General features: G+C 66.9%; 28 protein-coding genes. 7 read left to right on the forward strand and 21 right to left on the reverse strand.

Annotation, left to right across the window (positions count from 1 at the left end; translation table 11 throughout):
* Window positions 1-21: 21 nt before the first annotated feature.
* The 3 genes from H7A13_06470 (at window position 22) to H7A13_06480 (ending at window position 3,479) form a co-directional block, all read left to right on the forward strand.
* A complete protein-coding gene (locus H7A13_06470) occupies window positions 22-2,175 on the forward strand; it encodes a YgiQ family radical SAM protein (protein MCP5332987.1) in 2,154 nt (717 codons plus the stop codon).
* A 96-nt stretch (window positions 2,176-2,271) separates the two neighbouring features.
* Entirely contained in the window at window positions 2,272-2,868 is a 597-nt protein-coding gene (locus tag H7A13_06475) for an NUDIX hydrolase (protein ID MCP5332988.1), read from the forward strand.
* Between the two features lie 20 nt (window positions 2,869-2,888).
* The gene (locus H7A13_06480) at window positions 2,889-3,479 is read left to right on the forward strand and encodes an NUDIX domain-containing protein (GenBank protein MCP5332989.1); all 591 of its coding nucleotides are present in this window, start codon (window positions 2,889-2,891) and stop codon (window positions 3,477-3,479) included.
* Window positions 3,480-3,500: 21 nt separating this feature from the next.
* On the opposite strand, the gene H7A13_06485 is transcribed toward H7A13_06480, so the two are convergent.
* The 6 genes from H7A13_06485 to ppsA all read right to left on the reverse strand — a co-directional run bounded on the left by H7A13_06485 (window position 3,501) and on the right by ppsA (window position 8,778).
* A complete protein-coding gene (locus H7A13_06485; protein MCP5332990.1) occupies window positions 3,501-3,914 on the reverse strand; it encodes a YeeE/YedE family protein in 414 nt (137 codons plus the stop codon).
* Entirely contained in the window at window positions 3,911-4,342 is a 432-nt protein-coding gene (locus H7A13_06490) for a YeeE/YedE family protein (protein MCP5332991.1), read from the reverse strand. Before H7A13_06490 ends, H7A13_06485 begins: the two co-directional genes overlap by 4 nt.
* Before the next feature lie 74 nt (window positions 4,343-4,416).
* Window positions 4,417-5,220, reverse strand: a complete 804-nt coding sequence (locus H7A13_06495) for a sterol desaturase family protein (GenBank protein MCP5332992.1) — start codon at window positions 5,218-5,220, stop codon at window positions 4,417-4,419.
* A gap of 24 nt (window positions 5,221-5,244) precedes the next feature.
* Window positions 5,245-6,147, reverse strand: a complete 903-nt coding sequence (locus H7A13_06500) for an alpha/beta fold hydrolase (GenBank protein MCP5332993.1) — start codon at window positions 6,145-6,147, stop codon at window positions 5,245-5,247.
* Between the two features lie 2 nt (window positions 6,148-6,149).
* Window positions 6,150-6,407 carry a sulfurtransferase TusA gene (gene tusA, locus H7A13_06505; protein ID MCP5332994.1) on the reverse strand — a complete coding sequence of 86 codons (258 nt, stop codon included), beginning with the start codon at window positions 6,405-6,407 and terminating at the stop codon, window positions 6,150-6,152.
* Window positions 6,400-8,778: a phosphoenolpyruvate synthase gene (gene ppsA, locus H7A13_06510; GenBank protein ID MCP5332995.1), complete on the reverse strand. Its 2,379-nt coding sequence runs from the start codon at window positions 8,776-8,778 to the stop codon at window positions 6,400-6,402. Before ppsA ends, tusA begins: the two co-directional genes overlap by 8 nt.
* A gap of 239 nt (window positions 8,779-9,017) precedes the next feature.
* Between ppsA and H7A13_06515 the strand changes: the two genes are divergently transcribed.
* Window positions 9,018-9,833, forward strand: coding sequence for a kinase/pyrophosphorylase (locus tag H7A13_06515; protein MCP5332996.1), 816 nt, complete (start codon window positions 9,018-9,020; stop codon window positions 9,831-9,833).
* A 64-nt stretch (window positions 9,834-9,897) separates the two neighbouring features.
* Here the strand turns inward: H7A13_06515 and prpC are convergent, their stop codons facing one another.
* Both prpC and prpB read right to left on the reverse strand, forming a co-directional pair.
* The gene (gene prpC, locus H7A13_06520; GenBank protein MCP5332997.1) at window positions 9,898-11,028 is read right to left on the reverse strand and encodes a 2-methylcitrate synthase; all 1,131 of its coding nucleotides are present in this window, start codon (window positions 11,026-11,028) and stop codon (window positions 9,898-9,900) included.
* A complete protein-coding gene (prpB, locus tag H7A13_06525; protein ID MCP5332998.1) occupies window positions 11,028-11,915 on the reverse strand; it encodes a methylisocitrate lyase in 888 nt (295 codons plus the stop codon). The genes prpC and prpB overlap by 1 nt, the downstream gene beginning before the upstream one ends.
* Window positions 11,916-12,215: 300 nt before the next feature.
* Here prpB and pabB point away from each other — a divergent pair, with 300 nt between their 5' ends.
* Both pabB and H7A13_06535 read left to right on the forward strand, forming a co-directional pair.
* Window positions 12,216-13,607, forward strand: a complete 1,392-nt coding sequence (pabB, locus tag H7A13_06530) for an aminodeoxychorismate synthase component I (GenBank protein MCP5332999.1) — start codon at window positions 12,216-12,218, stop codon at window positions 13,605-13,607.
* Entirely contained in the window at window positions 13,588-14,247 is a 660-nt protein-coding gene (locus H7A13_06535; GenBank protein ID MCP5333000.1) for a CoA pyrophosphatase, read from the forward strand. The genes pabB and H7A13_06535 overlap by 20 nt, the downstream gene beginning before the upstream one ends.
* Before the next feature lie 20 nt (window positions 14,248-14,267).
* Here the strand turns inward: H7A13_06535 and trxC are convergent, their stop codons facing one another.
* Window positions 14,268-14,699 (reverse strand): thioredoxin TrxC, encoded by a 432-nt coding sequence (gene trxC / locus H7A13_06540; protein ID MCP5333001.1) that lies wholly within the window; start codon window positions 14,697-14,699, stop codon window positions 14,268-14,270.
* A 97-nt stretch (window positions 14,700-14,796) separates the two neighbouring features.
* Between trxC and H7A13_06545 the strand changes: the two genes are divergently transcribed.
* Window positions 14,797-15,177 (forward strand): hypothetical protein, encoded by a 381-nt coding sequence (locus H7A13_06545; GenBank protein ID MCP5333002.1) that lies wholly within the window; start codon window positions 14,797-14,799, stop codon window positions 15,175-15,177.
* Window positions 15,178-15,200: 23 nt separating this feature from the next.
* Here H7A13_06545 and H7A13_06550 read toward each other — a convergent pair whose 3' ends face one another.
* The 12 genes from H7A13_06550 to kdpC all read right to left on the reverse strand — a co-directional run bounded on the left by H7A13_06550 (window position 15,201) and on the right by kdpC (window position 25,637).
* The gene (locus H7A13_06550; GenBank protein ID MCP5333003.1) at window positions 15,201-15,845 is read right to left on the reverse strand and encodes a hypothetical protein; all 645 of its coding nucleotides are present in this window, start codon (window positions 15,843-15,845) and stop codon (window positions 15,201-15,203) included.
* A complete protein-coding gene (ureG, locus tag H7A13_06555; protein MCP5333004.1) occupies window positions 15,842-16,471 on the reverse strand; it encodes an urease accessory protein UreG in 630 nt (209 codons plus the stop codon). The genes H7A13_06550 and ureG overlap by 4 nt, the downstream gene beginning before the upstream one ends.
* 17 nt (window positions 16,472-16,488) lie before the next feature.
* A complete protein-coding gene (locus tag H7A13_06560; GenBank protein ID MCP5333005.1) occupies window positions 16,489-17,175 on the reverse strand; it encodes an urease accessory protein UreF in 687 nt (228 codons plus the stop codon).
* Window positions 17,165-17,617, reverse strand: coding sequence for an urease accessory protein UreE (ureE, locus tag H7A13_06565; GenBank protein ID MCP5333006.1), 453 nt, complete (start codon window positions 17,615-17,617; stop codon window positions 17,165-17,167). The genes H7A13_06560 and ureE overlap by 11 nt, the downstream gene beginning before the upstream one ends.
* A gap of 21 nt (window positions 17,618-17,638) precedes the next feature.
* Window positions 17,639-19,342: an urease subunit alpha gene (gene ureC / locus H7A13_06570; GenBank protein ID MCP5333007.1), complete on the reverse strand. Its 1,704-nt coding sequence runs from the start codon at window positions 19,340-19,342 to the stop codon at window positions 17,639-17,641.
* Complete coding sequence (locus H7A13_06575) at window positions 19,339-19,656, reverse strand: urease subunit beta (protein ID MCP5333008.1); 318 nt, start codon at window positions 19,654-19,656, stop codon at window positions 19,339-19,341. The genes ureC and H7A13_06575 overlap by 4 nt, the downstream gene beginning before the upstream one ends.
* Before the next feature lie 108 nt (window positions 19,657-19,764).
* Entirely contained in the window at window positions 19,765-20,985 is a 1,221-nt protein-coding gene (locus tag H7A13_06580; protein ID MCP5333009.1) for a class I SAM-dependent methyltransferase, read from the reverse strand.
* A gap of 70 nt (window positions 20,986-21,055) precedes the next feature.
* Window positions 21,056-21,358, reverse strand: coding sequence for an urease subunit gamma (ureA, locus tag H7A13_06585; GenBank protein MCP5333010.1), 303 nt, complete (start codon window positions 21,356-21,358; stop codon window positions 21,056-21,058).
* 24 nt (window positions 21,359-21,382) lie between these two features.
* A complete protein-coding gene (locus H7A13_06590) occupies window positions 21,383-21,535 on the reverse strand; it encodes a hypothetical protein (protein ID MCP5333011.1) in 153 nt (50 codons plus the stop codon).
* Window positions 21,536-21,676: 141 nt separating this feature from the next.
* A complete protein-coding gene (kdpE, locus tag H7A13_06595) occupies window positions 21,677-22,375 on the reverse strand; it encodes a two-component system response regulator KdpE (protein MCP5333012.1) in 699 nt (232 codons plus the stop codon).
* Window positions 22,357-25,053, reverse strand: a complete 2,697-nt coding sequence (gene kdbD / locus H7A13_06600) for a two-component system sensor histidine kinase KdbD (GenBank protein ID MCP5333013.1) — start codon at window positions 25,051-25,053, stop codon at window positions 22,357-22,359. Before kdbD ends, kdpE begins: the two co-directional genes overlap by 19 nt.
* Window positions 25,050-25,637, reverse strand: coding sequence for a potassium-transporting ATPase subunit KdpC (gene kdpC / locus H7A13_06605; protein ID MCP5333014.1), 588 nt, complete (start codon window positions 25,635-25,637; stop codon window positions 25,050-25,052). The genes kdbD and kdpC overlap by 4 nt, the downstream gene beginning before the upstream one ends.
* Between the last annotated feature and the right edge of the window lie 3 nt (window positions 25,638-25,640).

The following is a 25,640-nucleotide window of genomic DNA, read 5'->3' on the forward strand; positions in this document are numbered from 1 at the left end:
ACTTCAGCCTAGAATGGGCCGATGCAAAACGCCAAAAGTCTCTTCTCTTACCGTAAACATTGGGCCGCACGCTTCGGTGTCACACCCTTTTTGCCGATGTCCCGTGACGAGATGGAGCAACTCGGCTGGGACAGTTGCGATGTCATTCTGGTCACCGGCGATGCCTACATCGACCACCCCAGCTTCGGCATGGCGCTGGTGGGCCGGCTGCTCGAAGCGCAGGGCTTTCGCGTCGGCATCATCGCCCAGCCCGACTGGCACGATGCCGAGCCGTTCCGCGCGCTGGGCCGGCCCAACCTCTACTTCGGCATCACCGCCGGCAACATGGATTCGATGGTCAACCGCTACACCTCCGACCGTCGCCGCCGTTCCGATGATGCCTACACGCCGGGCGGAGCGCCGGACCGTCGGCCCGACCGGGCGGTGATCGTCTATGCGCAGCGCTGCCGCGAAGCCTGTGCCGGAGTGCCGGTGGTGCTCGGCGGCATCGAGGCCAGCCTGCGCCGCATCGCCCAGTACGATTACTGGTCGGACAAGGTGCGCCGCTCGGTGCTGGTCGACAGCAAGGCCGATATTCTGCTCTTCGGCAATGCCGAACGGGCGCTGGTGGAGCTGACCCATCGGCTGGCGCGGGGCGAGCCGATCGAGCAGATCACCGACCTGCGCGGCACCGCCTTTCTGCGCCGGCATGGCGCCCTGCCACCGGGCTGGAGCGAGATCGACTCCAGCCTGCTGGATGCACCGGGGCGCATCGAGCCGCCGGTTGATCCCTATGCGATGACGCCCGTCGGCGGCGAACCGGCCTGCGCCAGTGGCGAGCCGGCCACGGCACAGGTGATCCGCTTCGAGCCGGGCAAGCGGCGGCTCGACCGCGACCGCACCGTGGTGCGGCTGCCGGACTTCGAGGTGGTGAAGGAAGATGCCGTGCTCTACGCCCACGCTTCGCGCACGCTGCATCTGGAGTCGAACCCCGGCAATGCGCGGGCGCTGGTGCAGCGCCACGGGGACCGCGACCTGTGGCTCAATCCACCGCCGATTCCGCTCACCACCGCCGAGATGGACGGGGTGTTCGACCTGCCCTACGCGCGCGCGCCTCATCCGGCCTATGGCGATGCCCGCATCCCGGCCTGGGAGATGATCCGCTTCTCGGTCAACATCATGCGCGGCTGCTTCGGCGGCTGCACCTTCTGCTCGATCACCGAGCATGAGGGGCGGATCATCCAGAGCCGCTCGGAGGCGTCGATCCTGCACGAGATCGAGGAGATCCGCGACAAGACGCCCGGCTTCACCGGCGTGATCTCCGACCTCGGCGGCCCCACCGCCAACATGTACCGGTTGCAGTGCAAGGATCCGCAGATCGAGTCGAGCTGTCGCCGGCTCTCCTGCGTCCATCCGGGAATCTGCCCCAATCTCAATACCGACCATACCCCGCTGATCCAGCTCTACCGCAAGGCGCGCACGCTGCCCGGCATCAAGAAGGTGCTGGTCGCCTCGGGGCTGCGTTATGACCTGGCGGTGCGCAGCCCGGAGTATGTGCGCGAACTGGTGACCCACCATGTTGGCGGCTATCTGAAGATCGCGCCGGAGCACACCGAGCCGGGCCCACTGTCGGTGATGATGAAGCCGGGCATCGGCAGTTACGAGGCGTTCCGCGAGATGTTCGAGCGCTTCTCGCGCGAGGCGGGCAAGGAGCAGTATCTGATTCCCTACTTCATCGCCGCCCACCCCGGCACCACCGATGAAGACATGCTCAACCTGGCACTCTGGCTGAAACAGCACAACTTCCGCCTCGACCAGGTACAGACCTTTCTGCCGACGCCGATGGCGCTGGCCACCGCCATGTACCGCAGCGGCCGCAACCCACTCAAGAGCTTGAAGCGTGACGAGCGGCTCAGAATCCCCAAGGGCGAGCGCACCCGCCGGCTGCACAAGGCTTTTTTGCGCTATCACGATGCCGAAAACTGGCCACTGCTGCGCGAAGCGCTGCGCCGCATGGGCCGCGGCGACCTGATCGGCAATGGCCGGCACCATCTGGTGCCAAGCTGGCAACCGGCCGGCACCGGCCAGACCCCCGAAGGGGCGCGCGCGCCGCGCCGTCCGGCCAGCGGGCCAAGCCGAAGCCCCGCCGGGCGTGGCGCCGGCAGAACCCTCCCGAAACGCAAAGGCCGCGGGTGAGCCGCGTGCGCTCGGGTGAATCGGGTATGATGCGGCGATTCAACCTGGAATTTCGAGCCGCCGACCTGGCCGGCTTCTGGTGAACGGCCTGCAAAGATGAAACAACCGAACGGCAAGGTGGCAACGCCAATTCCAGCCGCCACCGTGGTGCCGCTGCGCGATGGCGATGACGGGGTGGAGATTCTGCTGCTGCGGCGCAATGCCCGGCTCGACTTCGTCGGTGGTGCCTGGGTCTTTCCCGGCGGACGCCTCGATGAAGAGGACTACGCCCAGGCGCCCGGCCGCGACGAGTTGATCGCCGCCCGCCATGCGGCAGTGCGCGAAGCCCACGAGGAGAGTGGACTCACGCTCGCGCTCGACCAACTGGTCTGCCTGTCGCACTGGACCACGCCGGGCTCGAGTCCCAAGCGCTTCGCCACCTGGTTCTTTCTGGCGCCGCTGTCACAGCCGCAGCAGGTGGTGATCGATGGCTCCGAGATCCATGAACATCGCTGGTACCGGCCACAGGCGGCGCTCGATGCCTACCTGCGCGATGAGATCTTCATCATCATGCCCACCTACCACACCATCGAGGCGCTGATCGGCTTTGCCGACTGCGCCGAACTGCTGACCCGCTACCGGAACGCAGCACCCACCATCGTGCCGCCCGAGCATGGCAAGATCATGCCGTTGCCGACCGGCAGGCGCCATTGAGCCCGACAGGAGGCCCCGCGATGGTCCCCGCCAAGCATGCCGCCACCGTGGTGCCACTGCGCGATGGCGTCGACGGGCTGGAGATTCTGTTGCTGCGCCGCCATGCCCGGCTCAGCTTCGCCGGCGGTGCCTGGGTCTTTCCTGGCGGTCATGTCGATCCGGAAGATTGGCCCACCGATGCGCCAGATGATCACCATGGTGCTGCCCGTGTCGCCGCCGTGCGCGAGGCGCGCGAGGAGGCCGGCCTCGAACTGTTGCTGCATCAGCTGATCACCCTGAGCCACTGGACCACGCCGCTCGACCAGCCGAAGCGCTTTGCCACCTGGTTCTTCGCGGCACCGGCCCACCACGGTGCCCAAGTGCAGGTCGACGGGGTCGAGATCGACGACCACCGCTGGCTGCGGCCACAGACGGCACTCGACACCCATCAGCGGGGCGAGATCTTTCTGCCGATTCCCACCTATGCCACCGTCGAACTGCTGCTCGACTTTGCCAACGTCGACACAGCGCTCGCAGCACTGGCCGCACGGCCGCCGGAGATCGTGCCGGTCAAGGCACAGAGTCCGCGGCAGGAGTTCGCCCGCGTCTTTGCCGGACGACCGCCGCCCTGAGCCGGCCGCTCCAGCCGTGCTTCAGCGGCCGAGCCAGCGCGGTTGCAGCCAGGCGCCAAGCAGCATTGCCAGCACGAAGGGAACCGCCTCGGCCGGGTTGATCAGCAGGGCGGCAATCGCCGGACCGGGACAGTAGCCGGCAATCGCCCAACCGATGCCGAACAGGGCAGCGCCCAGCAGCAGGTTGCGGTCGATGTCGCTGCGGGTCGGCAGGCTGAACCGTTCAGCCCACAGCGGTCGACCCCGGCGCTGAATCCACGGAAAGCTCAGCACGGTGACCAGCACCCCACCGCCCATCACCAGCAGCAGGCTCGGATCCCACTGGCCGGCGACATCGAGAAAACCCAACACCTTTTTCGGGTTGACCATCTGGGAGACGGTCAACCCCAGGCCGAACAGAATGCCACTGATCAGGGCAGCCACCCGCGCTTTCATGACAGCACTCCCAGCACATGGCGCAACAGGAAGAAGGTGACCATCGCCACCAGCACGAAGGTCAGGGTGGCGGCCAGCGAGCGCGGCGAACGGCGGCCAAGGCCGCAGATGCCATGCCCGCTGGTGCAGCCATTGCCGAGGCGGGTGCCGGTGCCGACCAGGAATCCGGCGACCAGCAGCGCCCAGAGTGGAAAGCCCTGACGCGGTGCGAAGGTGAGCGTGGGAAGCTGCCAGGCCAACAGGGTGCCGAGCAGCAGGCCGCCCAGAAACATCAGCCGCCAGCCACGCTCGCCGTTGCTGGCCGGCAGCAGTCCGAAGGCGATGCCGCTGATGCCGGCGATGCGGCCGCTGCCAAGCAGCAGCAGTGCCGCACTGCCACCGATCATCAAACCGCCGATCAGTGCGGAAATGGGCGTGAAGGTGGTCATGGTGTGTGCTCGCTCGCAGGTGAATCGAGTCTGGAAGCATACACCGGCCGGGAGGTTCGGTGCAGCGGCCCGATTCAGCGCAGCGGTTGGAGCAGCATCCGGTCGAGCCACAACTCGCGCGGGGCGCGAAACCGCTCGAGGCCGATCACCATCCGCTCATGACCCAGTCCAGGCTGGGCGCGCCAAGTGCCAAACAGCCGATCCCAGCAGCTCAGATTGAAACCGAAGTTGCTGTCGGTCTCGTCCGGATCGATGGAGTGGTGGACCCGATGCATGTCCGGCGTCACCAGCAGCCGGCGCAGCCACCGATCCAACCGCTCGGGCAGGCGGACATTGCCATGGTTGAACAGGGCAGTGCCGTTCAGCAGCAGCTCGAACAGCAGCACGGCAATGGCCGGCGCACCCAGCAGAGCGACCACCGCCAGTTTGATCGCCATGGACAGCAGGATTTCACCGGGATGAAAGCGCAACCCGGTGGTGACATCGAACTCGAGGTCGGCATGGTGCAGCCGGTGCAGCCGCCACAGCAGCGGTACGGCATGGAACAGCCGGTGTTGCAGGTAGATGGCCAGATCGAGCAGCAGCAGGGCCACGATGCCGGCCAGCCATGGCGGCAGATCGATCAGGTTGAACAGGCCCCAGCCGCGCTGCTGCGCAAGGCTGGCGAACGGCACTGCCAGCAGCGGAAAACCGAGCCGCAGCAACAGCGTGTTGAGCACAGCCAGCGCCAGGTTGTTGCTCCAGCGCAGCAGTCGGGCGATGCGCTGTGGACGCCGTGGGGCAACGCTCTCCCACAGCGCCATCAGCAACAGCAGTGCGATGAAGAGGGTGAGACGAACCGCCGGTTCGTGGGCCAACAGCGTCGCGCCGAGGGTCATGGCAGCCGGCCGAAAGCGGCCCCCTCAGCCATCACCCGGGTGGCGCTGGATGAAGTCGGCCAGCAGCGCGGCAACCTCGGGCGCCTGCCGTTCGAGGTGCAGATGGTGGTTGCCGGCCAATCGATGCAGTTCGAGCCGACGGAAGGCATCGAGCTGCTGGTCGAACTCGGCCATGCGGTCGAAGCGCCCCCCCTGTGCCAGAATCAGCAGCGTCGGTGCGGCCACGGCTGCGGCGAAGGCGCGCGCCTGGGCTGGCGTCAGCTTCACCATCGAGGCCAGCCGCAGTCGAGGGTCGGCACGCCAACTGTAACCCCCCTCGACCTGCATCAGGCCGCGGGCCGTCAGCAGTTCGGCCGCTTCGAGGGATATTTCGCCGATGATGCGGGTGCGGGCCTCGACCGCCTCGGCCACGCTGCGGTAGATCGGCTTCTTCTTGCCGGGCAGCAGCGCCTCGTCATGCAGCGCGGCGGTCAGCTGCGCCGGGGCGGCGGCATCCTCGGTGGTGCCCGGCAGGAAGTTCTCGATCAGTGTCAGGCTGATGACCCGCTCCGGCACCGCTGCCGCCAGCAGGGTGGCGATGCCGGCACCGCGGGAATGGCCCAGCAGATGAAAGCGTTGCCAGCCAAGCTGGTCGGCGCACTGCAACAGCTCCGGCAGATCGTCCCAGATGTGCGACCGGCAGCCGGCCGGCCGATGGCTCGACAGCCCATGGCCCGGCATGTCGAGCGCCACCAGCCGCAAATGTGGCAGCAACGGTGCCAGTCGGTCGAAGCTGGCGGCGTTGTCGAGCCAGCCATGCAGCGCCAGCAGCGGTGTTGCATCATGCTCGCCCCAGCTCTTGGCGGCGATGCGCAGCGTGCCGAGGTCAAATTCGAGCTCTTCGGCCGGACTGGGCGCCGCAACGGCAGGTGGCCGGCCGCCGGACATCGTCAACCCTTGCGGATGTAGTAGGTGAACAGCTCATCCTGTTGTCGCTGCTCGACCAGTTCGTGGCCAAGAAAGGTACAGAATTTGGGGATGTCACGCGTCGTCGAGGGGTCGGTGGCGATCACCTCGACCACCTCGCCCTGCTGCATCACCCGCACCTGGTCATGCAGCATCATCACCGGCTCGGGGCAGTAAAGCCCGGTCGCATCCAGTTGATGCTGGACGGCAACCGGGGCGGCCGGTCGGTTCGGTTCAGCCATGGTTGTTGAGGTGGTCGGCCAGCGTGATCCAGGCATCCATCACGGTGTCGGGATTGAGCGACATGCTGTCGATGCCCTGATCCATCAACCACTTGGCGAAGTCGAGGTGGTCCGATGGCCCCTGTCCGCAGATGCCGATGTACTTGCCCATCGATTTGCAGGTGGTGATCGCCATTTGCAACAGCGCCTTGACGGCGTCGTTGCGCTCATCGAACAGGTGGGCCACGATCGCGGAGTCGCGGTCCAGCCCCAGCGTCAACTGGGTGAGGTCGTTGGAGCCGATCGAGAAGCCATCGAAGTGCTCGAGGAACTGCGCGGCCAGCAGCGCGTTGGTCGGCAGTTCACACATCATGATGATGCGCAGGCCATGCTCGCCCCGTTTCAGCCCATTGCTTGCCAGCAGTTCGACCACCTGCCGTGCTTCGCCGACGGTGCGCACGAAGGGCACCATCACCTCGACGTTGGTGAAGCCCATCTCCTCGCGCACCCGCTTCAGCGCCCGGCATTCGAGCTCGAAACAGTCGCGGAACTGGTCGGAGATGTAGCGCGAAGCCCCACGGAAACCGAGCATCGGGTTCTCTTCGGTCGGCTCATACTGGGTGCCACCGATCAGGTGGGCGTATTCGTTCGACTTGAAGTCGGAGAGCCGCACGATCACCTTCTTGGGCGCAAAGGCCGCCGCCAGCGTGGCGATGCCCTCGACCAGCTTGTCGACATAGAAATCGACCGGTGAAGCATAGCCGGCCATGCGCCGGTCGATGCTCTGTTTGAGATCGGCCGACAGGCTCGCGTAGTTGAGCAGCGCCTTGGGGTGGACGCCGATCATCCGGTTGATGATGAACTCGAGCCGCGCCAGCCCCACCCCTTCGTTGGGCAGGCCACAGAAATCGAAGGCGCGGTCGGGGTTGCCGACGTTCATCATGATCTGCACCGGCAGGTTGGGCATGCTCGACACACTGTTGGCACGGACCGAAAAATCGAGCGCCCCTTCGTAGATGCGGCCGGTATCGCCTTCGGCGCAGGAGACGGTCACCTGCTGGCCATTTTTCAGCAGTTCGGTGGCATGGCTGCAGCCGACGACCGCCGGAATGCCCAGCTCGCGGGCAATGATGGCGGCGTGACAGGTGCGGCCACCGCGGTTGGTGACGATGGCCCGCGCCCGTTTCATCACCGGCTCCCAGTCGGGATCGGTCATGTCGGTGACCAGCACATCGCCCTCCTGCACCTGATCCATCTGCTGCAGGGAGGTGATCACCCGCACCGTGCCGCTGCTGATCTTGTGGCCGACGCTGCGCCCTTCGAGCAGCACCCGGCCCTGCTCCTTGAGCAGGTAGCGCTCCACCACCGCGTTGCCGCTGTTGCTCTTGACCGTTTCGGGCCGCGCCTGGACGATGTAGATCTCGCCGTCCTCGCCATCTTTCGCCCATTCGACGTCCATCGGGCGGCCATAGTGCTGCTCGATCAGCATGCCGGTTCTGGCCAGCGTGGCCAGATCGGTGTCACTGATGCAGAAGCGCTGGCGCTCCGCGGCCGGCACATCGACCGTCGCCACCGTCTCGTGGTGGTCGGCGGTCGAGCGGTAGACCATCTTGATCGCCTTGGCGCCAAGATTGCGCCGCAGCACCGCCGGGCGGCCCGCCTGCAGCGTCGGTTTGTGCAGGTAGAACTCATCGGGATTGACCGCCCCCTGCACGATCGGCTCACCCAGGCCGTAGGAGGCGGTGACGAAGACCACGTCACGGAACCCCGACTCGGTGTCGAGGGTGAAGAGCACGCCACTGCAGCCGAGGTCGCTGCGCACCATCTTCTGGATCCCGGCGGAGATGCCGACCTGATCGTGCGCAAAGCCCTGGTGTTCACGGTAGGCGATGGCGCGGTCGTTGAAGAGCGATGCGTAGACCCGCTTGATCGACAACAGGGTCTGGTCGATGCCGCGGATGTTGAGATAGGTCTCCTGCTGGCCGGCAAAGGAGGCGGTTGGCAGATCTTCGGCGGTGGCCGAGGAGCGTACTGCCACGGCGAAGGAGTCCTTGTCATCGGTCAGGGTCCGGAATGCCTGCCGTACTTCATCTTCCAGCCGCTTCGGCAGTGGTGCATCAAGAACCCACTGCCGGATCCGTGCACCGGTCGCGGCCAGCGCGTTGACATCATCGACATTGAGCGCCTTGAGCGCAGACTGGATGCGGTCGAACAGGTCGTTCTCATGAATGAAGTCGTAGTAGGCCCGGGCGGTGGTGGCAAAGCCCTGCGGGACCTTGACTCCCGCCTCGGAGAGGTTGCGGATCATCTCGCCCAGCGAGGCATTCTTGCCGCCCACCTGGCCGACGTCATGCATGCCGACCTCTTTGAACCAGACCAGATACTTATCCAAGGCTACGCTCTCCTGTTGATGAATTGGGACCGACGCGGACCTGCGTTCGACATCCGTTGCTGAAATTGGTGCGCCTGCTGGCGGCTGGGCCGCCCATTTTAGCCAAGGCGCAGCCATGGCGATAAGGTGATTCGCTGCTGCGTCAGGTTGAATCAACCACGCACTTGCATAATGAGGGCCAGTTGATGAATGCTTGCCTGACGCGGTTGTATCCTCTGTGAAATCATAGGCAGTAAAGCATGAAACGGACAGTTTTCTTCATCTCCGACGGCACCGGCATCACTGCCGAGACCATGGGCAAGAGCCTGCTCTCCCACTTTGAAACCCTCTCGTTCTCCTACAAGACCATTCCCTATCTGACCGCAGCGATGGCCGAAGAGGTCAGGTTACGCATCGACGCGGTGCATCGGGAGGATGGCCTGCGGCCGATCGTCATCGCCACCATCATCGATGAGACACTGCTGCAATCGATCCGCTGTGCGAATGCGTTCTTCATCGACCTGCTGTCGACCTTTCTCAGGCCACTGGAAGAGGAGTTGCAGACGCCCTCGTCACATACCGTAGGCAAGTACCACTCCATCAGCCAGGATCTGAACTACAAGATTCGCATCGATGCGGTCAACTTCGCCCAAGACAACGACGATGGTGGGCGCACCCGCAACTACGACACCGCCGACATCATCCTGGTGGGGGTCTCGCGCTGCGGAAAGACGCCGACCTGCCTTTACCTGGCACTGCAATTTGGCATCAAAGCCGCCAACTACCCGATCACCGAAGAGGATCTCGGCGAGTTGAAGCTGCCCAAGGCGCTGCTGGAGTACAGGCAGAAGCTCCATGGCCTGACCATTGCCCCGGAGCGGCTCTGCGCGATTCGCAACGAGCGGCTGCCCAACAGCAAGTATGCCTCGCTCCATCAGTGTCAGCATGAGATCCAGGAGGCCGAGGCGATGTACCGCCGCCATGGCATTCCTTTCATCGACTCGACCCACTACTCGATCGAGGAGATTTCAACCCGCATTCTGGCTGCCGCCAACATCGAACGGCGGCTGCACTGAGCGGTTTTGTTTCAGTCCAACGCAAGAGCGGCCATGACGGCCGCTCTGGTGGTGCACGCTTGGCTCAACCGCGCTGGGCGATGTCGACCCACTCCGCGCTGTCGGGGCCGGTGTATTCGGCGCTGGGGCGGATGATGCGGTTGTTGCTGCGCTGCTCCAGCACATGGGCGCACCAGCCGCTGACCCGGCTCATCACGAACAGCGGCGTGAACAGCTTGGTCGGAATGCCCATGAAGTGGTAGGCCGAGGCATGGTAGAAGTCGGCATTGGGGAACAGTTTCTTCTCGTCCCACATCACCTTTTCGATCGCCTCCGACACCGGATAGAGCCGGCTGTCGCCCACTTCGTCGGCCAGCCGCTTCGCCCAGGCCTTGATGATCGGGTTGCGCGGATCGAATTCACGGTAGATGGCGTGGCCAAAACCCATGATCTTCTCCTTGGCCACCAGCATCCGCTGAATCTCGCGGGTGGCCTCGTCGGCGGAACTGAACCGCTCGATCATCTCCATCGCCGCCTCGTTGGCGCCGCCATGCAGCGGTCCACGCAGTGAGCCGATGGCACCGGTCACGCAGGAGTGGATGTCCGAAAGCGTCGAGGCGCAGACCCGGGCGGTGAAGGTCGAGGCGTTGAACTCATGCTCGGCATAGAGAATCAGTGAAACATCGAGCACCCGCTGATGGGTGGCACTCGGTTTTTTGCCATGCAGCAGATGGAGAAAGTGGCCGGCGATCGAATCGTCATCGGTCACGGTGTCGATGCGGATGCCATCGTGACTGAAGCGGTACCAGTAGCAGATGATCGACGGAAACAGCGCCAGCATCCGATCGATGCGGTCATGTGCCTCGGCGAAGTCGAGCTCGGTTTCGAGGTTGCCCAGCATCGAGCAGCCGGTGCGCATCACATCCATCGGATGGGCTGAGCGGGGGATGTTCTCCAGCACCGTCTTCAGCGGCTGCGGCAGCGCGCGCAGCCCCTTCAGCTTGGCGACATAGCCATCGAGCTCCGCCTGGTTGGGCAGCTTGCCCCGGAGCAGCAGGTAGGCCACCTCCTCGAAACGCGCCTTCTCGGCCAGAAGCTCGATCGGATAGCCCCGATAGGTGAGGCCGGCGCCCTCCTTGCCCACGGTGCAGAGCGCCGTCTGCCCCGCAACCTGTCCCCGCAGTCCTGCACCCGAGAGTGGTTTCGCTGTTGCCATCATTCCGACTCCGACTTGAATAGTTCGTCCAGTTTCTGTTCATAGGCATGGTAATCGAGATAGGCATACAGCTCATCGCGGGTCTGCATCGTCTCGACCACCTTCTGTTGGCTGCCCTCGGCCAGGATGGTGCGGTACACCCGTTCGGCCGCCCGGTTCATGGCGCGGAATGCGCTCAGCGGATAGAGCACCATGGCCACACCGACGGCGCCCAACTGCTCGCAACTGAACAGCGGGGTCGCGCCGAACTCGGTGATGTTGGCCAGCACCGGCACCTTGACCGCCTCGACGAAGGTGCGGTACTGCTCCAGTTCGCGCATCGCCTCGGGGAAGATCGCATCGGCGCCCGCTTCGACGCAGAGCAGCGCACGTTCGACCGCGGCCTCCATCCCCTCGACCGCCAGCGCGTCGGTGCGCGCCATGATCACGAAGTCTGGATCGGTGCGGCCATCGACCGCAGCCTTGATCCGATCGACCATCTCGCCCTTGCTGACGATGGCCTTGTTGGGGCGGTGGCCACAGCGCTTGGCGGCAACCTGGTCCTCGATATGGACCGCCGCCGCGCCGGCGCGGATCATCTCTTTGATCGTGCGCGAGATGTTGAAGGCGCTGCCCCAACCGGTGTCAATGTCGACCAGCAGCGGCAGATCGCAGGCAGCGGTGATACGGCTGACATCGGTCAGCACATCATTGAGTGAGGTGATGCCCAGATCGGGCAGGCCATAGGAGGCATTGGCGACGCCGGCGCCAGAGAGATAGATCGCCTGATGGCCAATCTTCTGGGCCATCGTGGCGCTGTAGGCGTTGATGGTGCCGACAACCGGCAGCGGATGGTGGTTGACAAGTGCGGCGCGAAAACGGGCGCCTGCGGTCGGGGGTTGTGGCATCATTCCATTCCTTTAATATCGGCACATATCACGCCGGGCTCACCGGAGCCGGCCTGGCGGCTGCCGCCAAGTCTGGAGAGAACGAGATGGTCATGCTGAACCGTGGATCTGGCCGGTTTTTTACCGGCTGTCCCGCCGCGCCGGGGCAAGGGGAACCACGCAGCCCGGCCGCTGAACTGGGGCATGGACTCTAATGATTCGCTCCAGTGCTGTCAACGCATCGAGGGTCTCAGCGACCACAATCCGTGCAGGGCTGTCGCCCTGGCGTGACCCACGCTCTGTCCCGCAGCCGATCCCGGAATGAGTGCACCCGAGCGCCTGGCAGTCGACTACCGGATCGACCGCGCCCGGCTGTTTGCCTCCCTCCGCCACTGGCCCGCTGCCGTCTGGCTCGACAGCAATGCCGAGCGGCGCGGCGATGGCGCGCATGATCTGATCTCGGCCTGTCCGACCGTGACGCTGCAGCAACGGCAGGAGCGCTGCTGGCTGCAACCGCATGATGGCGCAGCGGCAGCGGCGGCCGGAGAATTCCTCAGTCTGTTGCGCGAGCAGTTGGCCAAACGGAGTGATCCAGACGGCCACGCAGCCGGCGCCGCGATTGGCTACCTCGGCTACGACCTGGCCCGCAGCTGGGCGCATGGCGCCTTCTCGACCGATCTGGCGCGGGCCGACATCGACCTGCCGCAGGCCCGCATCGGCCTCTACGACTGGCTCTACGTGGCCGATCATCGACGCCAGCAGGCCGAAGTGCTGATCCATCCGGCCTGCCCGCCGGCGATTGCCGAGCGGGTGCGCGGCTGGGTGGCCGGGCTCGCCGGCGACACGGCCCCGCCGCCGGCGCGATTCAGGCTGGAGGGTGGCTGGCAGAGCGACCTGCCGCAAGAGCGCTATCGCACCGCCTTCCGGCGCGTGCATGACTACATCGAGGCGGGCGACTGCTACCAGGTCAATCTGGCGCAGCGGCTCAGCGCGCGCTATGTCGGCGACCCCTTCGAGGCCTACCTGCGGCTGCGCGCCGTCAGCCCCGCCCCCTATGCCGCCTTCATCGGGCTCGATGAGGGGGCCATTCTCAGTCTGTCGCCCGAGCAGTTTCTGCAGGTCACCGCCGGGGAGGTGACCACCCGGCCGATCAAGGGCACCCGGCCACGGCTGGATGACCGGCAGGCGGACGAGGCGATGCGCCAGAGCCTGCTGCACAGCGACAAGGAGCGGGCCGAGAATGTGATGATCGTCGACCTGCTGCGCAACGACCTCGGCAAGAGCTGCCAGCCGGGCAGCATCCGGGTTCCCAAACTCTGCGCGCTGGAGAGCTTCGCCAATGTCCACCATCTGGTCAGCACGGTGGTGGGCCGGCTGACCGCCGACCGCGATGCACTCGATCTGTTGCGGGGCTGCTTTCCGGGCGGTTCGATCACCGGCGCCCCCAAGCAGCGGGCGATGCAGATCATCGAAGAACTGGAGCCGCACCGGCGCGCCATCTACTGCGGCTCGATCGCCGCGATCGGCTACGACGGCTCGCTGCGCAGCAGCATCACCATCCGCACCCTGCTCTGTCAGCGCGGGACTGTCCATGTGTGGGGCGGCGGTGGCATAGTGGCCGACTCCAGTTGTGAGGCGGAGTATCAGGAGTCCCTCGCCAAGATCGACAACCTCTGCCAGGAGTTGAACCGGCATGAAAGCCCAGGGAATTGAGATCGACCTGCCACGCCTGCGGCCGAGTCGCGGGCAGTTGCTCGACCACTTCGCCAGCCAGAGTGGCGCGCCGGTCGCGGCCACCCTGAACCCCGACGATGTCACCGCCGGGCTGATCTCCCGCGAAAACAAGCGCGAATCGGCCATTCTGATGCCGATCGTGCAAAAAGCCGATGAACTGGAGATCATCCTCACCTGGCGCAGCGCCCACCTGCGCAGCCATGCCGGTCAGGTCAGCTTTCCCGGCGGCCGGGTCGATGAGAGCGACGCCAGCCGCGAGCACACCGCGCTGCGCGAGACCGAAGAGGAGATCGGCATCCCGATGAATCGGGTGCAGGTGCTGGGCCGGATGGGCGACTACTACACCCAGAGCGGCTACTCCATCACCCCGGTGGTGGGGCTGATCGACACGCCGGTCGAACTGCGGCCGAACCCCCATGAGGTGGCCGCCATCATCGAGGCGCCGCTGCACTTCTTTCTCGACTCCGCCGCCTACCGGATCCACCAGCGCGAGACCGACGGCACGGTGCGCTCCTTCTATTCGGTCACCTATGGCGACTACTTCATCTGGGGCGCCACCGCCGCGATGCTGGTCGAGTTCTACCGGCGGCTGGCGGCCTTCATGGGGGATCGAGGCTGAACCGGGCAAGGCGCATTGCTCTAAACCACCCCCGCCTGCTTCAGCCACTGGGCCAGTTGCGGTGGTGACAGGGCGCCGGCCTGGCGCTGAACCTCCTGACCGTTGCGGAACAGGATCAGGGTCGGGATGCTGCGGATCGCCCACTGCTGGGCCACCGCAGGAAGGGCCTCGGTGTCGAGCTTGGCGAAGCGGGCGTGGGGCTCATAGCGGGCTGCCGCCTGACTGAACGTCGGGGCGAAGCTGCGGCAGGGACCGCACCAGGCGGCCCAGCAGTCGACGACCAGCGGAATGTCGTTGCGCGTCAATGTCGCGGTCAGGTTGGCTTCGGTCAGTTCGAGCGGTGTGCCGGTGAAGAGCGGCTGCTTGCAGCGACCGCAGTTGGGCCGATCACCCAACCGCTGCGCCGGCAGGCGGTTGGTCACGAAACAGTGGGGACAGTTGATCTGCAACATGGCGCGACATCTCGGGTGGCGGTGCGGTCGATCTGGGGTGCCGCCAGCGGTTTTTCAACTTGAGGAGCGCTGGCGTGCGGTGAACCTGTGTTGGCTCGTGCAGTCCAACTCCGCATCGGAGGGCATCCTGCGCTCCGGAAGTCATCATCGAGGCCATCCCATGCACATTCGTTGGAAAACCGCCTGCAGCACCATTGTGCTTTTGAGTCTGAGCCTTGGGCTCTGCGCCGCACCCAAAGGAGGTCATGGCCCGGCCGAGCATGACCACGCCGCCACGCCACCGGCAAGCAGCAATCGCCAGTCGTTGCCCGAGGCGGAGCGGGGTGCGGAACGGGCGCAGGAGCGGCAGTCCGAACAGGCTCAGGAGCACTCCCGTGCCCATGAGCAGCAGATGGAGCAGGAATTGGAACAGCACAAAACGCAGCATTCTCATGGCCAGGGCAGCCAGGAGAATAAGGAGAATAAAAAGCTCGACTGAGGCAGCTCCGGCGCGGCTGCCGCTCAGTGGACGAGCAGCAGTCGCGCACCGATTGCCAGGGTGGTACAGGCAACCAGCCGGTGCAGCAGCCGGGCCACGCCATGGCTGCGGTGATGAATCCGCTGCCAGAAGTGGCCGATCAGAAAGCCGACCAGGCACATCGACAGCACCACTCCGCTGCTGAACAGCAGTACGAAGTAGAGCATCTCGACCGGTCTTTGCAGTTGAGTGAGCGGAATCAGCGCCAGAATCGGCGCCGAACCGGCCACGCCATGCAGCAGGCCAAGGGCGGTGGCCAGCAGCGGGGAGCGGTTCGGCCGCGGTGGGTCGCCGTTGTGGAAGGCTGCCCGATCGACGCTGGGATGCAGCGGATGCGCCAGCAGCCACAGGGCAATGGCGATCAGGCTGAAGCCGGCCAACTGTTCGGCCGTGCCGCCGAGCTGCTCGGCGAAGTTGCGCGCGGTGACCAGCAGCAGGGTGGCCAGCGCGATCAGCGACAGGGCATGGCCCAGCGCCCAGCGCAGCGTGAAGCCGAGGGCATGGCGCCAGCCGGGCCGGCGGCTGCCCAGTGAGGTGACCACGGCCAGGTGGTCGGCATCGAGCGCGTGCAGCGCGCCCAGCCCCATGGCCAGCGTCATGATTTGCAGGGTGCTGCCGTCGGTGATCACTGCGGCAGCCGGGGGGCGGGCAGCAGGCCGGCGGTGACAATGAAGTCGACCACCGCGGCGACGCCGTCGCCTTGCTTGAGGTTGGTGAACAGAAACGGCCGCTCGCCACGCATTTTCTTTGCGTCGCGCTCCATCACCGCCAGATCGGCGCCCACCAGCGGGGCGAGGTCGGTCTTGTTGATGATCAGCAGGTCGGAGCGGGTGATGCCGGGTCCGCCCTTGCGGGGAATCTTGTCACCGGCCGCGACGTCGATCACATAGAGGGTCAGGTCGGAGAGCTCCGGGCTGAAGGTGGCGCTCAGGTTGTCACCGCCGCTTTCGACGAAGATCAGTTCGAGGTCGCTGAAACGCTGTTGCAGTTCGGCCACCGCCTGCAGGTTCATCGAGGCATCCTCGCGGATCGCGGTGTGGGGACAGCCACCGGTTTCGACGCCGATGATCCGTTCCGGCGCCAACGCCTCGTTGCGCACCAGAAACTGGGCATCCTCCTGGGTGTAGATGTCATTGGTAACGACGGCGATCTGGTAGTGGTCGCGCAGGAGACGGCAGAGCCGCGCCAGCAGCGCGGTCTTGCCGGAGCCGACCGGACCGCCGACGCCGACCCGCAAGGCTTGAGCGCTGGACATGGTGGAAACTCCTCGATTCATGAACGGAACAATCGGCAATACTGGCTTTCGTGGCGGCCGCTGGCAAAGGCCATGCCCGGCAGCGCAGCGCCGATGGCGCTGTCGTCACACTGCAACGCCTGTTCGACCAGCGCGGGCAACCGTGGCAGAAAACCGCTCAGCAGCCGCTGCGCCCTGCTCTGCCCCAGTGGCATCAACTTGGTGGCAGCGGTGAGCTGGTTTTCGAGCCAGGCGAAGGCGAACCCTTCGAGCGCGGCAGCCGGTTCGATGCCGAAACGGGCGGCGGCCCAGCCGAACAGCGTGACCTGGGCGACACCGAAGCAGGCGGCTTCGTCGGCCAGCCAGTCGAGCACGTCGGCACCTTCGAGCGTGGTCAGCAGCCGCAGCAGGGCCGCGCCCAGTTGCCGGTCTTCGAGCCGCAGCTCGCCGCTCTCGCGGCTGGCGAGCAGATGGCGGTTCCAGCGCACTGCCTCGGCCTGCTGATCGGCCGCGCAGGCTTGAATCTGCCGGGCCAGAATCGGCAGGTCGAGCCGGCCCAGCCCATGGCTCAGCAGCCCGCCGATCCAGTCGGCCAGGCTGTCGGCATCATCGACCCAGCCGAGGGTTACCGCACTTTCGAGTGACTGGGAGCAGGCAAAGGCGCCGATCGGCAGGGCCGGGCTGGTCAGTTGCAGCAGCCGCAGCCGCGCCAGTTCAGTCGGCATGGTGGTGGCCGCCCTGGTAGGCGCCGGCTTCGGGCTCGAACGGCAACTGCTGCCGGTCGAGGGTCAACCCCAGGCCGATCACCATCTGGTCGAGCACGCTGTCGTGCTGATAGCGCAGCCAGCCGGGAGCGATCTGCAACGGGATGTGGCGGTTGCCGAGGTGGTAGGCGGCGCGCAGCAGCTGCAAGGGTTCGCCGCTGACGCAACTGAGCCACTCCGGCGCGGCGACCACCTCGATCAACCGGCCCCGGCTGTCGCGCAGCCAGTCGCCGCCGCGCAGCAGCGTGCCGCGCGGCAGCATCAGCGCGACCGCCTCGCCATCGGCCAACTGGACCCGCTGGCGGCTCTTGCTGCGCGCCTCGAAGTCGAGAATCAGCCGGGCATCGGCCTGATCGTGGTGGTGATGACCCAGCAGCTCGCTGACCTGGGTGAGGGTGGACATCGGCAAGCCTCCCGGCTTTGTTCAGAACAGAAAGTAGCGCTGTGCCAGCGGCAGCACGCTGGCCGGTTCGCAACTGAGCAGCAGCCCATCGGCGCGCACCTCGTAGGTTTGCGGGTCCACTTCCATTCTTGGCAGGTAGCTGTTGTGGACCATCTGCGCCTTGCCGATCTGGCGGGTGTTGCCGACCGCGACCAGGGTGCGGTTCAGGTCGAGCCGCTCCTTGATGCCCGCCTCGAGCGCCGCCCGCGAGACGAAGGTGAGGCTGGTGTGGTGCGGCGCGCTGCCGAAGGCACCGAACATCGGCCGGTAGTGGACCGGCTGCGGGGTGGGAATGGAGGCATTGGGGTCGCCCATCGGCGCGGCGGCGATCATTCCGCCCTTCAGGATCATCGCCGGCTTGACGCCGAAGAAGGCCGGCTGCCACAGCACCAGGTCGGCCAGCTTGCCCGGTTCGACCGAGCCGACCACATGGGCGATGCCATGGGCAATGGCCGGGTTGATGGTGTACTTGGCGACATAGCGGCGCACACGAAAGTTGTCGTGGCGGGCGCTGTCTTCGGCCAGCGCGCCGCGCTGCACCTTCATCTTGTGCGCGCTCTGCCAGCAGCGGGTGATCACCTCGCCGACCCGGCCCATCGCCTGCGAGTCGGAGGAGATCATCGAAAAGGCACCGAGGTCATGCAGGATGTCCTCGGCGGCGATGGTCTCCTTGCGGATGCGCGAGTCGGCGAAGGCGACATCCTCGGGAATGCCGGGGTCGAGGTGGTGGCAGACCATCAGCATGTCGAGGTGCTCATCGACGGTATTGACGGTATAGGGACGGGTCGGATTGGTGCTGGAGGGGAGCACATTGGGCTCGCCACAGGCCTTGATGATGTCCGGGGCATGGCCGCCGCCGGCCCCTTCCGTGTGGAAGGTGTGGATGGTGCGCCCCTTGAAGGCGGCCAGGGTCTCTTCGACAAAGCCCGACTCGTTGAGGGTGTCGGTGTGGATCGCCACCTGGATGTCGAAGCGGTCGGCCACCGCCAGACAGCAGTCGATCGCCGCCGGGGTGGTGCCCCAATCCTCGTGCAGTTTCAGTCCCATTGCGCCGGCCAGCAGCTGCTCCTCGAGCGCCTCGGGCAGGCTGGCGTTGCCCTTGCCGAGCAGGCCGAAGTTCATCGCAAAGGGCTCCAGCGCCTGCAACATGCGGGCGAGATGCCAGGGTCCCGACGTGCAGGTGGTGGCATTGGTGCCGGTGGCCGGTCCGGTGCCACCACCCAGCATGGTGGTGACGCCGGACATCAGCGCCTCGTCGATCTGCTGCGGGCAGATGAAATGGATGTGGGCGTCGATGCCGCCAGCGGTGACGATCAGCCCCTCGCCGGCAATCACCTCGGTGCCGGGACCGATGACGATCGTCACCCCGGGCTGGATGTCGGGGTTGCCGGCCTTGCCGATGGCATGGATGCGCCCGGCCTTCAAGCCGATGTCGGCCTTGACGATGCCCCAGTGGTCGAGGATCACCGCATTGGTGATCACCGTGTCCATGGCGATCTTGCTGCTGGCCTGGCTCTGGCCCATGCCGTCGCGGATCACCTTGCCGCCGCCGAACTTCACCTCCTCGCCATAAACCGTGAAGTCGCGCTCCACCTCGATCCACAGCGCCGTGTCACCCAGGCGCAGCCGGTCACCGCGGGTGGGGCCATACATTTCGGCATAGGCGCGCCGGTCGATGCGGCTCATGGCGCCGCCTCCAGTTCACCCATCACCTCGCCATTGAAGCCGTAGACGCGCCGCGTGCCGGCCAGCGCCACCAGTTCGACCGTGCGACTCTGGCCCGGCTCGAAGCGCACGGCGGTGCCGGCGGCGATGTCGAGGCGGTGGCCGCGCGCGGCGGCGCGGTCGAACAGCAGCGCCGGATTGGTCTCGGCAAAGTGGTAGTGCGAACCGACCTGAATCGGCCGGTCGCCACTGTTGGCCACCGTCAGCCGCAGCGTCGGCCGGCCGGCATTGAGCTCGATGTCGCCGCTGGCGGGATCGAGTTCTCCTGGAATCATCGGGCTCTCCTGGCAAGGTTGGCGGCAGCGCGGTCGATCGTGACCGCATGGCAGTGCGATGCCATCATAAGCCAAGGCAACCGCCACGCCAGAATCTGCCCGGATGTTTCAGCCACTGTCGTGATCCCGAACCGGTATCGGTTGACAGAGGTAGTCGCGGGTCAGCGGCACCGCATCGGGGCGGTGGGCGAGCTGAAGCTGGAACACCATCAGCCGGCCATGGCGAAAGGCCATCTCGGCACTGGCAAGATAGAACTCCCACATGCGACAGAAGCGCTCGTCATAGAGTGCCCGGGCACGTTCACGCCGTGCCTGGAAGCGCTCGAACCAGTGGCGCAGCGTCTCGGCATAGTGCAGCCGCAGGATCTCCAGATCGGTCACCCACAGGCCGCTCTTTTCCACCGCCACCAACACTTCGGAGAGCGCCGGGCAGTAGCCGCCGGGAAAGATGTATTTGCGGGTCCAGGCATTGGTGCCGCCCGGTGGATCGACCCGGCCGATGGCATGCACCAGCGCGACGCCATCGGTGGCCAGCATCCGGCCGAGTGCACGAAAAAAGTGCCGGTAGTGGTCCACGCCCACATGCTCGAACATCCCCACCGAGACGATGCGGTCATAGCGGCCCTGCTCCTCGCGGTAGTCGCGCAGCGCGAACTGAACCTGCTCAGCCAGACCGGCATCCTGTGCCCGCGACTGCGCCCACTGCAACTGCTCACTGGAGAGGGTCAGTCCGGTCACCACCACCCCATCATGGCGCGCCAGATCGAGCGCCAGGCCACCCCAGCCACAGCCGATGTCCAGCACCCGCATCCCCGGTGTCAGCAGCAGCTTGGCGGCGATATGGCGTTTTTTCAGCGCCTGGGCCTGCTCCAGCGTCTCATCGCCCCGCGCGAAATAGGCGCAGGAGTACTGCAGGTCGGCATCGAGGAAGAGCGCGTAAAACTCATGTGACAGGTCGTAGTGGTGGGCCACGTTGCGGCGTGCGCGCCGCAGCGGGTTGAACTGGTGCAGCCAGCGCAGCGGCCGCTCAATCCGATGCAACAGCCGTTGCCAGCCGGTGTGGCCCAGCGCCGTGGCACAGCCAGTCGCCAGCGCCAGAAAATCGCGCAGCGTGCCCTGCTCGACCGTCAGCCGTCCGGCCATGTAGGCCTCGCCCGCCGCCAGTTCAGTCTGCCACAACAGGCGGCGCGGCAGCGCCCGGTCATGCAGCCGCACAGTGACCTCGGGAGGTCCGCCCGGACCGAGTCGATGGGGGTGGCCGCGTGGATCGATCAAGGTCAGTCGGCCATGGTCGAGCGCCGATTCGAGCAGATGAAGAAGCAGCCGCATCGCACACCTCCTGATCAAACGGAACAGGATTCTGCTGGCGCCAGCGGTCGACTCACCGCCGGCTTGCCAGTCACGGAATCGGATCGTGCACCGTCACCAGCTTGGTGCCATCGGGAAAGGTGCCCTCGACCTGCACCTCCCGGATCATCTCCGGCACCCCCTCCATCACCTCGTCACGGCTCAGCAGGGTGCGCCCGCTCGCCATCAGTTCGGCCACGCTGCGGCCATCGCGGGCACCTTCGAGAATGGCGGCGCTGATGTAGGCCACCGCTTCGGGGTAGTTGAGCCTGAGACCGCGTGCCTTGCGCCGCTCGGCCAGCAGCGCCGCGGTGAACAGCAGCAGTTTGTCTTTTTCGCGCGGGGTCAGTTCCATGGTCGATCTCGACAGCAGAGGGTGTCAGCAGTTCCAGATTCTTGGCGGCAGCGCCGTGCGTCCGCTGGGCAGCAGTGGCCGCACGGCCTGCCAGAGCGCCCCGAACAGCAGTCGGGCCTGTTCGGTCGAGTGACCAAGATAGCGTGCCACCAGCAGTTCGTCGATGCGGGTCAGCACGATCGGGCTGTCATCCTGGTGCCACTGCGCCTGCCACGCCGGCAGCGGCAGATGTTCGGGGAAGGTAGCAATCAGGGTGCCGCAGACCAGCAGCCCCTGCAGCTCGCTGCGGTGGGTGACTCAGTTACCCTGTCGTGACATTCACCCCGCTGCAGGAAGATCGGGCACACAGCGATAGCCTACCCCGGTCTCGGTCACGAGATACCGTGGCCGGGCCGGGTCGGCCTCGAGCTTGTGGCGCAGGCGCGCCATGTAGATGCGCAGGTAGTGGCTGTGCTCGCTGCTGTTCGGGCCCCATACCTCGCGCAGCAGGTGGCGATGGGTCAGCACGCGGCCCGGCGCCTTCAGCAGTACGGTCAGCAGGCGGAACTCGACCGCCGTGAGGTGGATGTCCGCGCCGCCGCGCTGCACGCGCCGCGCCACCAGATCCACCGTCACCGGCCCGAGGTGCACCACTGAGCCGGCTTCGACGCCGCTGCGGCCGTGGCGCAGCGCTACGCGCACCCGCGCCAGCAGTTCCGCGACGCCGAAGGGTTTGGTGAGGTAGTCGTCCGCGCCGGCGTCGAGCGCCGCCACCTTGTCGGCTTCCTCGATGCGCGCCGACAGCACGATCACCGGCACCCGGCTCCAGGCGCGCAGCGCGGTGATGAAGTCGCGGCCGTCACCATCGGGCAGGCCAAGGTCGAGGATCACGAGATCCGGCCGCCGCGTGCCGGCTTCGATTAGCCCGCGCGCCAGCGTGGCGGCTTCCGCTACCTTGAGGCCCGCGTCTTCCAGCGTGCGGCGCACGAACAGGCGGATCGCCGCATCGTCCTCGACGATCAGTGCGGCGGCGTCGATGGCGCGGTCTCCGCGGGCGGCGCCGGCGGCGGCGCGAGCGGCAGGGTGAAGACGAAGCGCGCCCCGCCCGCGGGGCGATTTTCGGCGCGGATGTGCCCGCCATGTGCGGCGATGATGGCCTGGCAGATGGCGAGCCCGAGCCCGACGCCGGTGATGGCCGATTCGTGCGTGCCGCGCGCGAAGCGCTCGAACAGCAGCTGCTCCTGACCCGGCGGCAGGCCGGGACCCGCGTCCCAAACGGCGACCTCCAGCGTCTCGCCCGCGACCGCCGCCGTGATGCCGATCGGCGTGCCGGGCGGGGTGTACTTGATGGCGTTGTCGAGCAGGTTGACCAGCACGCGTTCCAGCATGACGGCGTCGCCCTGCACCAGCGGCAGGTCGGCCGGCAGCTCGGTCTCGAGCGGATGCCCGGCGAGCGCGGGTTCGAGCGCGCGCACCGCCGCGCCGACCACCTCCTCCAGCACCAGCCAGTCGTGGCGCGGCGTGACGGTGCCGGACTGCAGGCGCGCCATCTCCAGCAGGTTGTCCACCATGTGGCCGGTGCGCAGTGCCTGGTCGCGGATGGCGGCGGCGGTTTCATGCTCCGGCGCCTGCGCGGCGAGCAGGCGCAGCGTCAGCGTGTCGGCGAGGCCCACCAGCGCGGTGAGCGGCGTGCGCAAATCATGCGACAGCGCCGCCAGCAGCGAGCTGCGCAGGCGCTCGGAGGCGGCGCCCAGACGCGTCTCGTGTACCTGGGTGACGAAGTGCAGGCGCTCCAGCGCCATGGCGATCAGGGTGGCATGGGTTTCAAGCAGGCGGCGCTGTTCGGGGATGTGCAGCAGGCGCCGGTTGTCCGGCTGCACCGCGAGCACGCCCTGCATGCCTGCCGGGGCCCGCAGCGGCAAATAGGCGGCGGCGGCGGCCGGCAGCGTGTCGGTGCCGATGCCGGCCGGCTCCCCGTGATCGAAACACCACTGCGCGATGGCGAGATCGACCTGCGGCATTGCCTCGACGGGTGCGGCGAGCTTGCCCTGCGTGTCGGGCAGCAGGACCCGGACCTGGGCATGAAACGTCGCCACCAGCGACCGCGCGCCGATCTCGGCCACCTGCGCCTCGCCGAGCGCCGCCGACAGGTCGCGCGCCATCCGGTAGAGGCTCTGGATGCGCTGCTCGCGGTGGCCGGCGATGCGCGCCTGGTAGCGCACGGCCACCATCGACTGGCCGATGGTGAGTCCGACGATGAGCATGACCGCGAAGGTGACGAGGTATTGCATGTCGCTGACCGCAAACGTGAACCGCGGCGGCACGAAGAAGAAATCGAACAGCGCCACCGACAGCACCGCCGCCAGCACGGCGGGCCCGCGTCCCCAGCGGTAGGCCGCGCCCACCACGGCGAGCAGGAACAGCATCACGATGTTGCTGAGTTCCAGTGCGTACCGCAGCGGCGTCGCCAGCAGCGCTACCGCCACGCATAACGCGGCAGCCCCGGCGTAGGGTGCGACGCGCCCGGCCGGAGCGCTGGGTGGCGGTGCCGTCTGGCGCGGCGCGGGCGGCCATTCCGCCCGCCGCGCCACGGCAATGAGATCGATATCCGGCGCCCGCTCGCCGAGCCGCCGCATGAACTGGCCCCACCAGCGCCGCTGCGGGCGGGCGCGCCGGCCGATCACGATCTTGCCGAGGTTGTGGGCGCGGGCGTAGTCGAGCGCCGCATCGACCAGATCGGGCTCCGCCAGCACCGCGGTTTCGGCGCCCATCTCCTGGGCCAGGCGCAGCGTGGCGAGGATGGCGCTGCGCCGGTCTTCCGGCAGGCGCTGCAGACGCGGCGTTTCGATGTAGACGGCGTGCCAGCGCGCGTCGAGCTTGCTTGCGAGACGCGCCGCGCTGCGGATGAGCTTGCCGTCGGTGTCGCCGGGTCCGAGACACACCAGCAGCGACTCGGCGGTGGCCCATACCCGCGCGCCGGGCGCCGCCGCGCGCGCCGTCTGCACCTGCGCGTCCACGCGCTCGGCCAGGCGCCGCAGCGACAGGTCGCGCAGCGCGATGAGGTTGGCACGACGGAAGAAATTCTCCACAGCCATCGCGGCCTGTGCCGGCAGGTAGACCTTGCCTTCCTTCAGACGCGTGAGCAGATCGTCCGGCGGCAGGTCGACCAGCGCCACCTCGTCGGCGGCGTCGAACACCCGGTCGGCGACGGTTTCCCACACGCGCACACCGGTGATGCCGCCGACCACGTCGTTCAGGCTTTCGAGATGCTGGACGTTGAGCGTGGTCCATACGTCGATGCCGGCGGCGAGCAGTTCCTCCACGTCCTGCCAGCGCTTCGGATGCCGGCTGCCCGGCGCGTTGCTGTGGGCGAGCTCATCCACCAGCAGCAGCGCCGGCCGGCGCGCGAGCGCGGCGTCGAGGTCGAACTCGGCGAGCGTGCGCTCGCGGTAGTCGACGCGCCGGCGCGCCAGCACCTCGAGGCCCGCGAGCAGGGCTTCGGTCTCGGCCCGGCCGTGGGTTTCGGCGAGGCCGACCACCACGTCCACGCCGTTGGCCCGCGCGTCGCGGGCGGCGCCGAGCATGGCGTAGGTCTTGCCGACGCCGGGTGCGGCGCCGAAGAAGATCTTGAGCTTGCCGCGCCGCGCCGCCGCCGCGTCGGCAGTGAGTTGCGCCAGCAGCGCGTCGGGGTCGGGACGCGGAGGTTCTTCGGTCATCGCGCGCCGGCATCGAGCGCGAGGTTGAGCGCGAGCACGTTCACGCGTGGCTCGCCGAGCACGCCGAGCCACGGGCGCTGCGCATGGCGTTCGATCAGCGCCGTGATCTGCGCCGGCGGCAGGCCGCGCACGCGCGCCACGCGCGGCGCCTGGTAGTGCGCGGCGGCCAGCGAAATCTCCGGGTCGAGGCCGCTGCCGGACGCCGTCACCAGGTCCACCGGCACCGGCGCGGCGTTGCCGGGATCGGCAGCCTGGAGCGCCGCGACGCGCGCCTTCACGGCGTCGGTCAGTGCCGGATTGAGCGGCCCGAGATTCGAGCCGGTGGAAGCGGCGGCGTTGTAGGGCTGCGGGCCAGTGGCCGACGGCCGGCCCCAGAAGTGGCCGGGGTCGGTGAAGGACTGGCCGATCAGCGCGGAACCCACCGGTTTGCCGTCGCGCTGCACCAGCGAGCCGTTTGCCTGCCAGGGAAAGAGCAGTTGCGCCACGCCGGTGACGGCGAACGGGTAGGCGAGGCCGGTGACGACACTCAGCAGAATGAACAGCGCGAGCGCGGGGCGCAGGGTTTGCGTGAACAGCGTTTTCATGGC

Source organism: Pseudomonadales bacterium (genome assembly GCA_024234215.1).
Lineage (GTDB): Bacteria > Pseudomonadota > Gammaproteobacteria > Pseudomonadales > UBA5862 > JACKOQ01.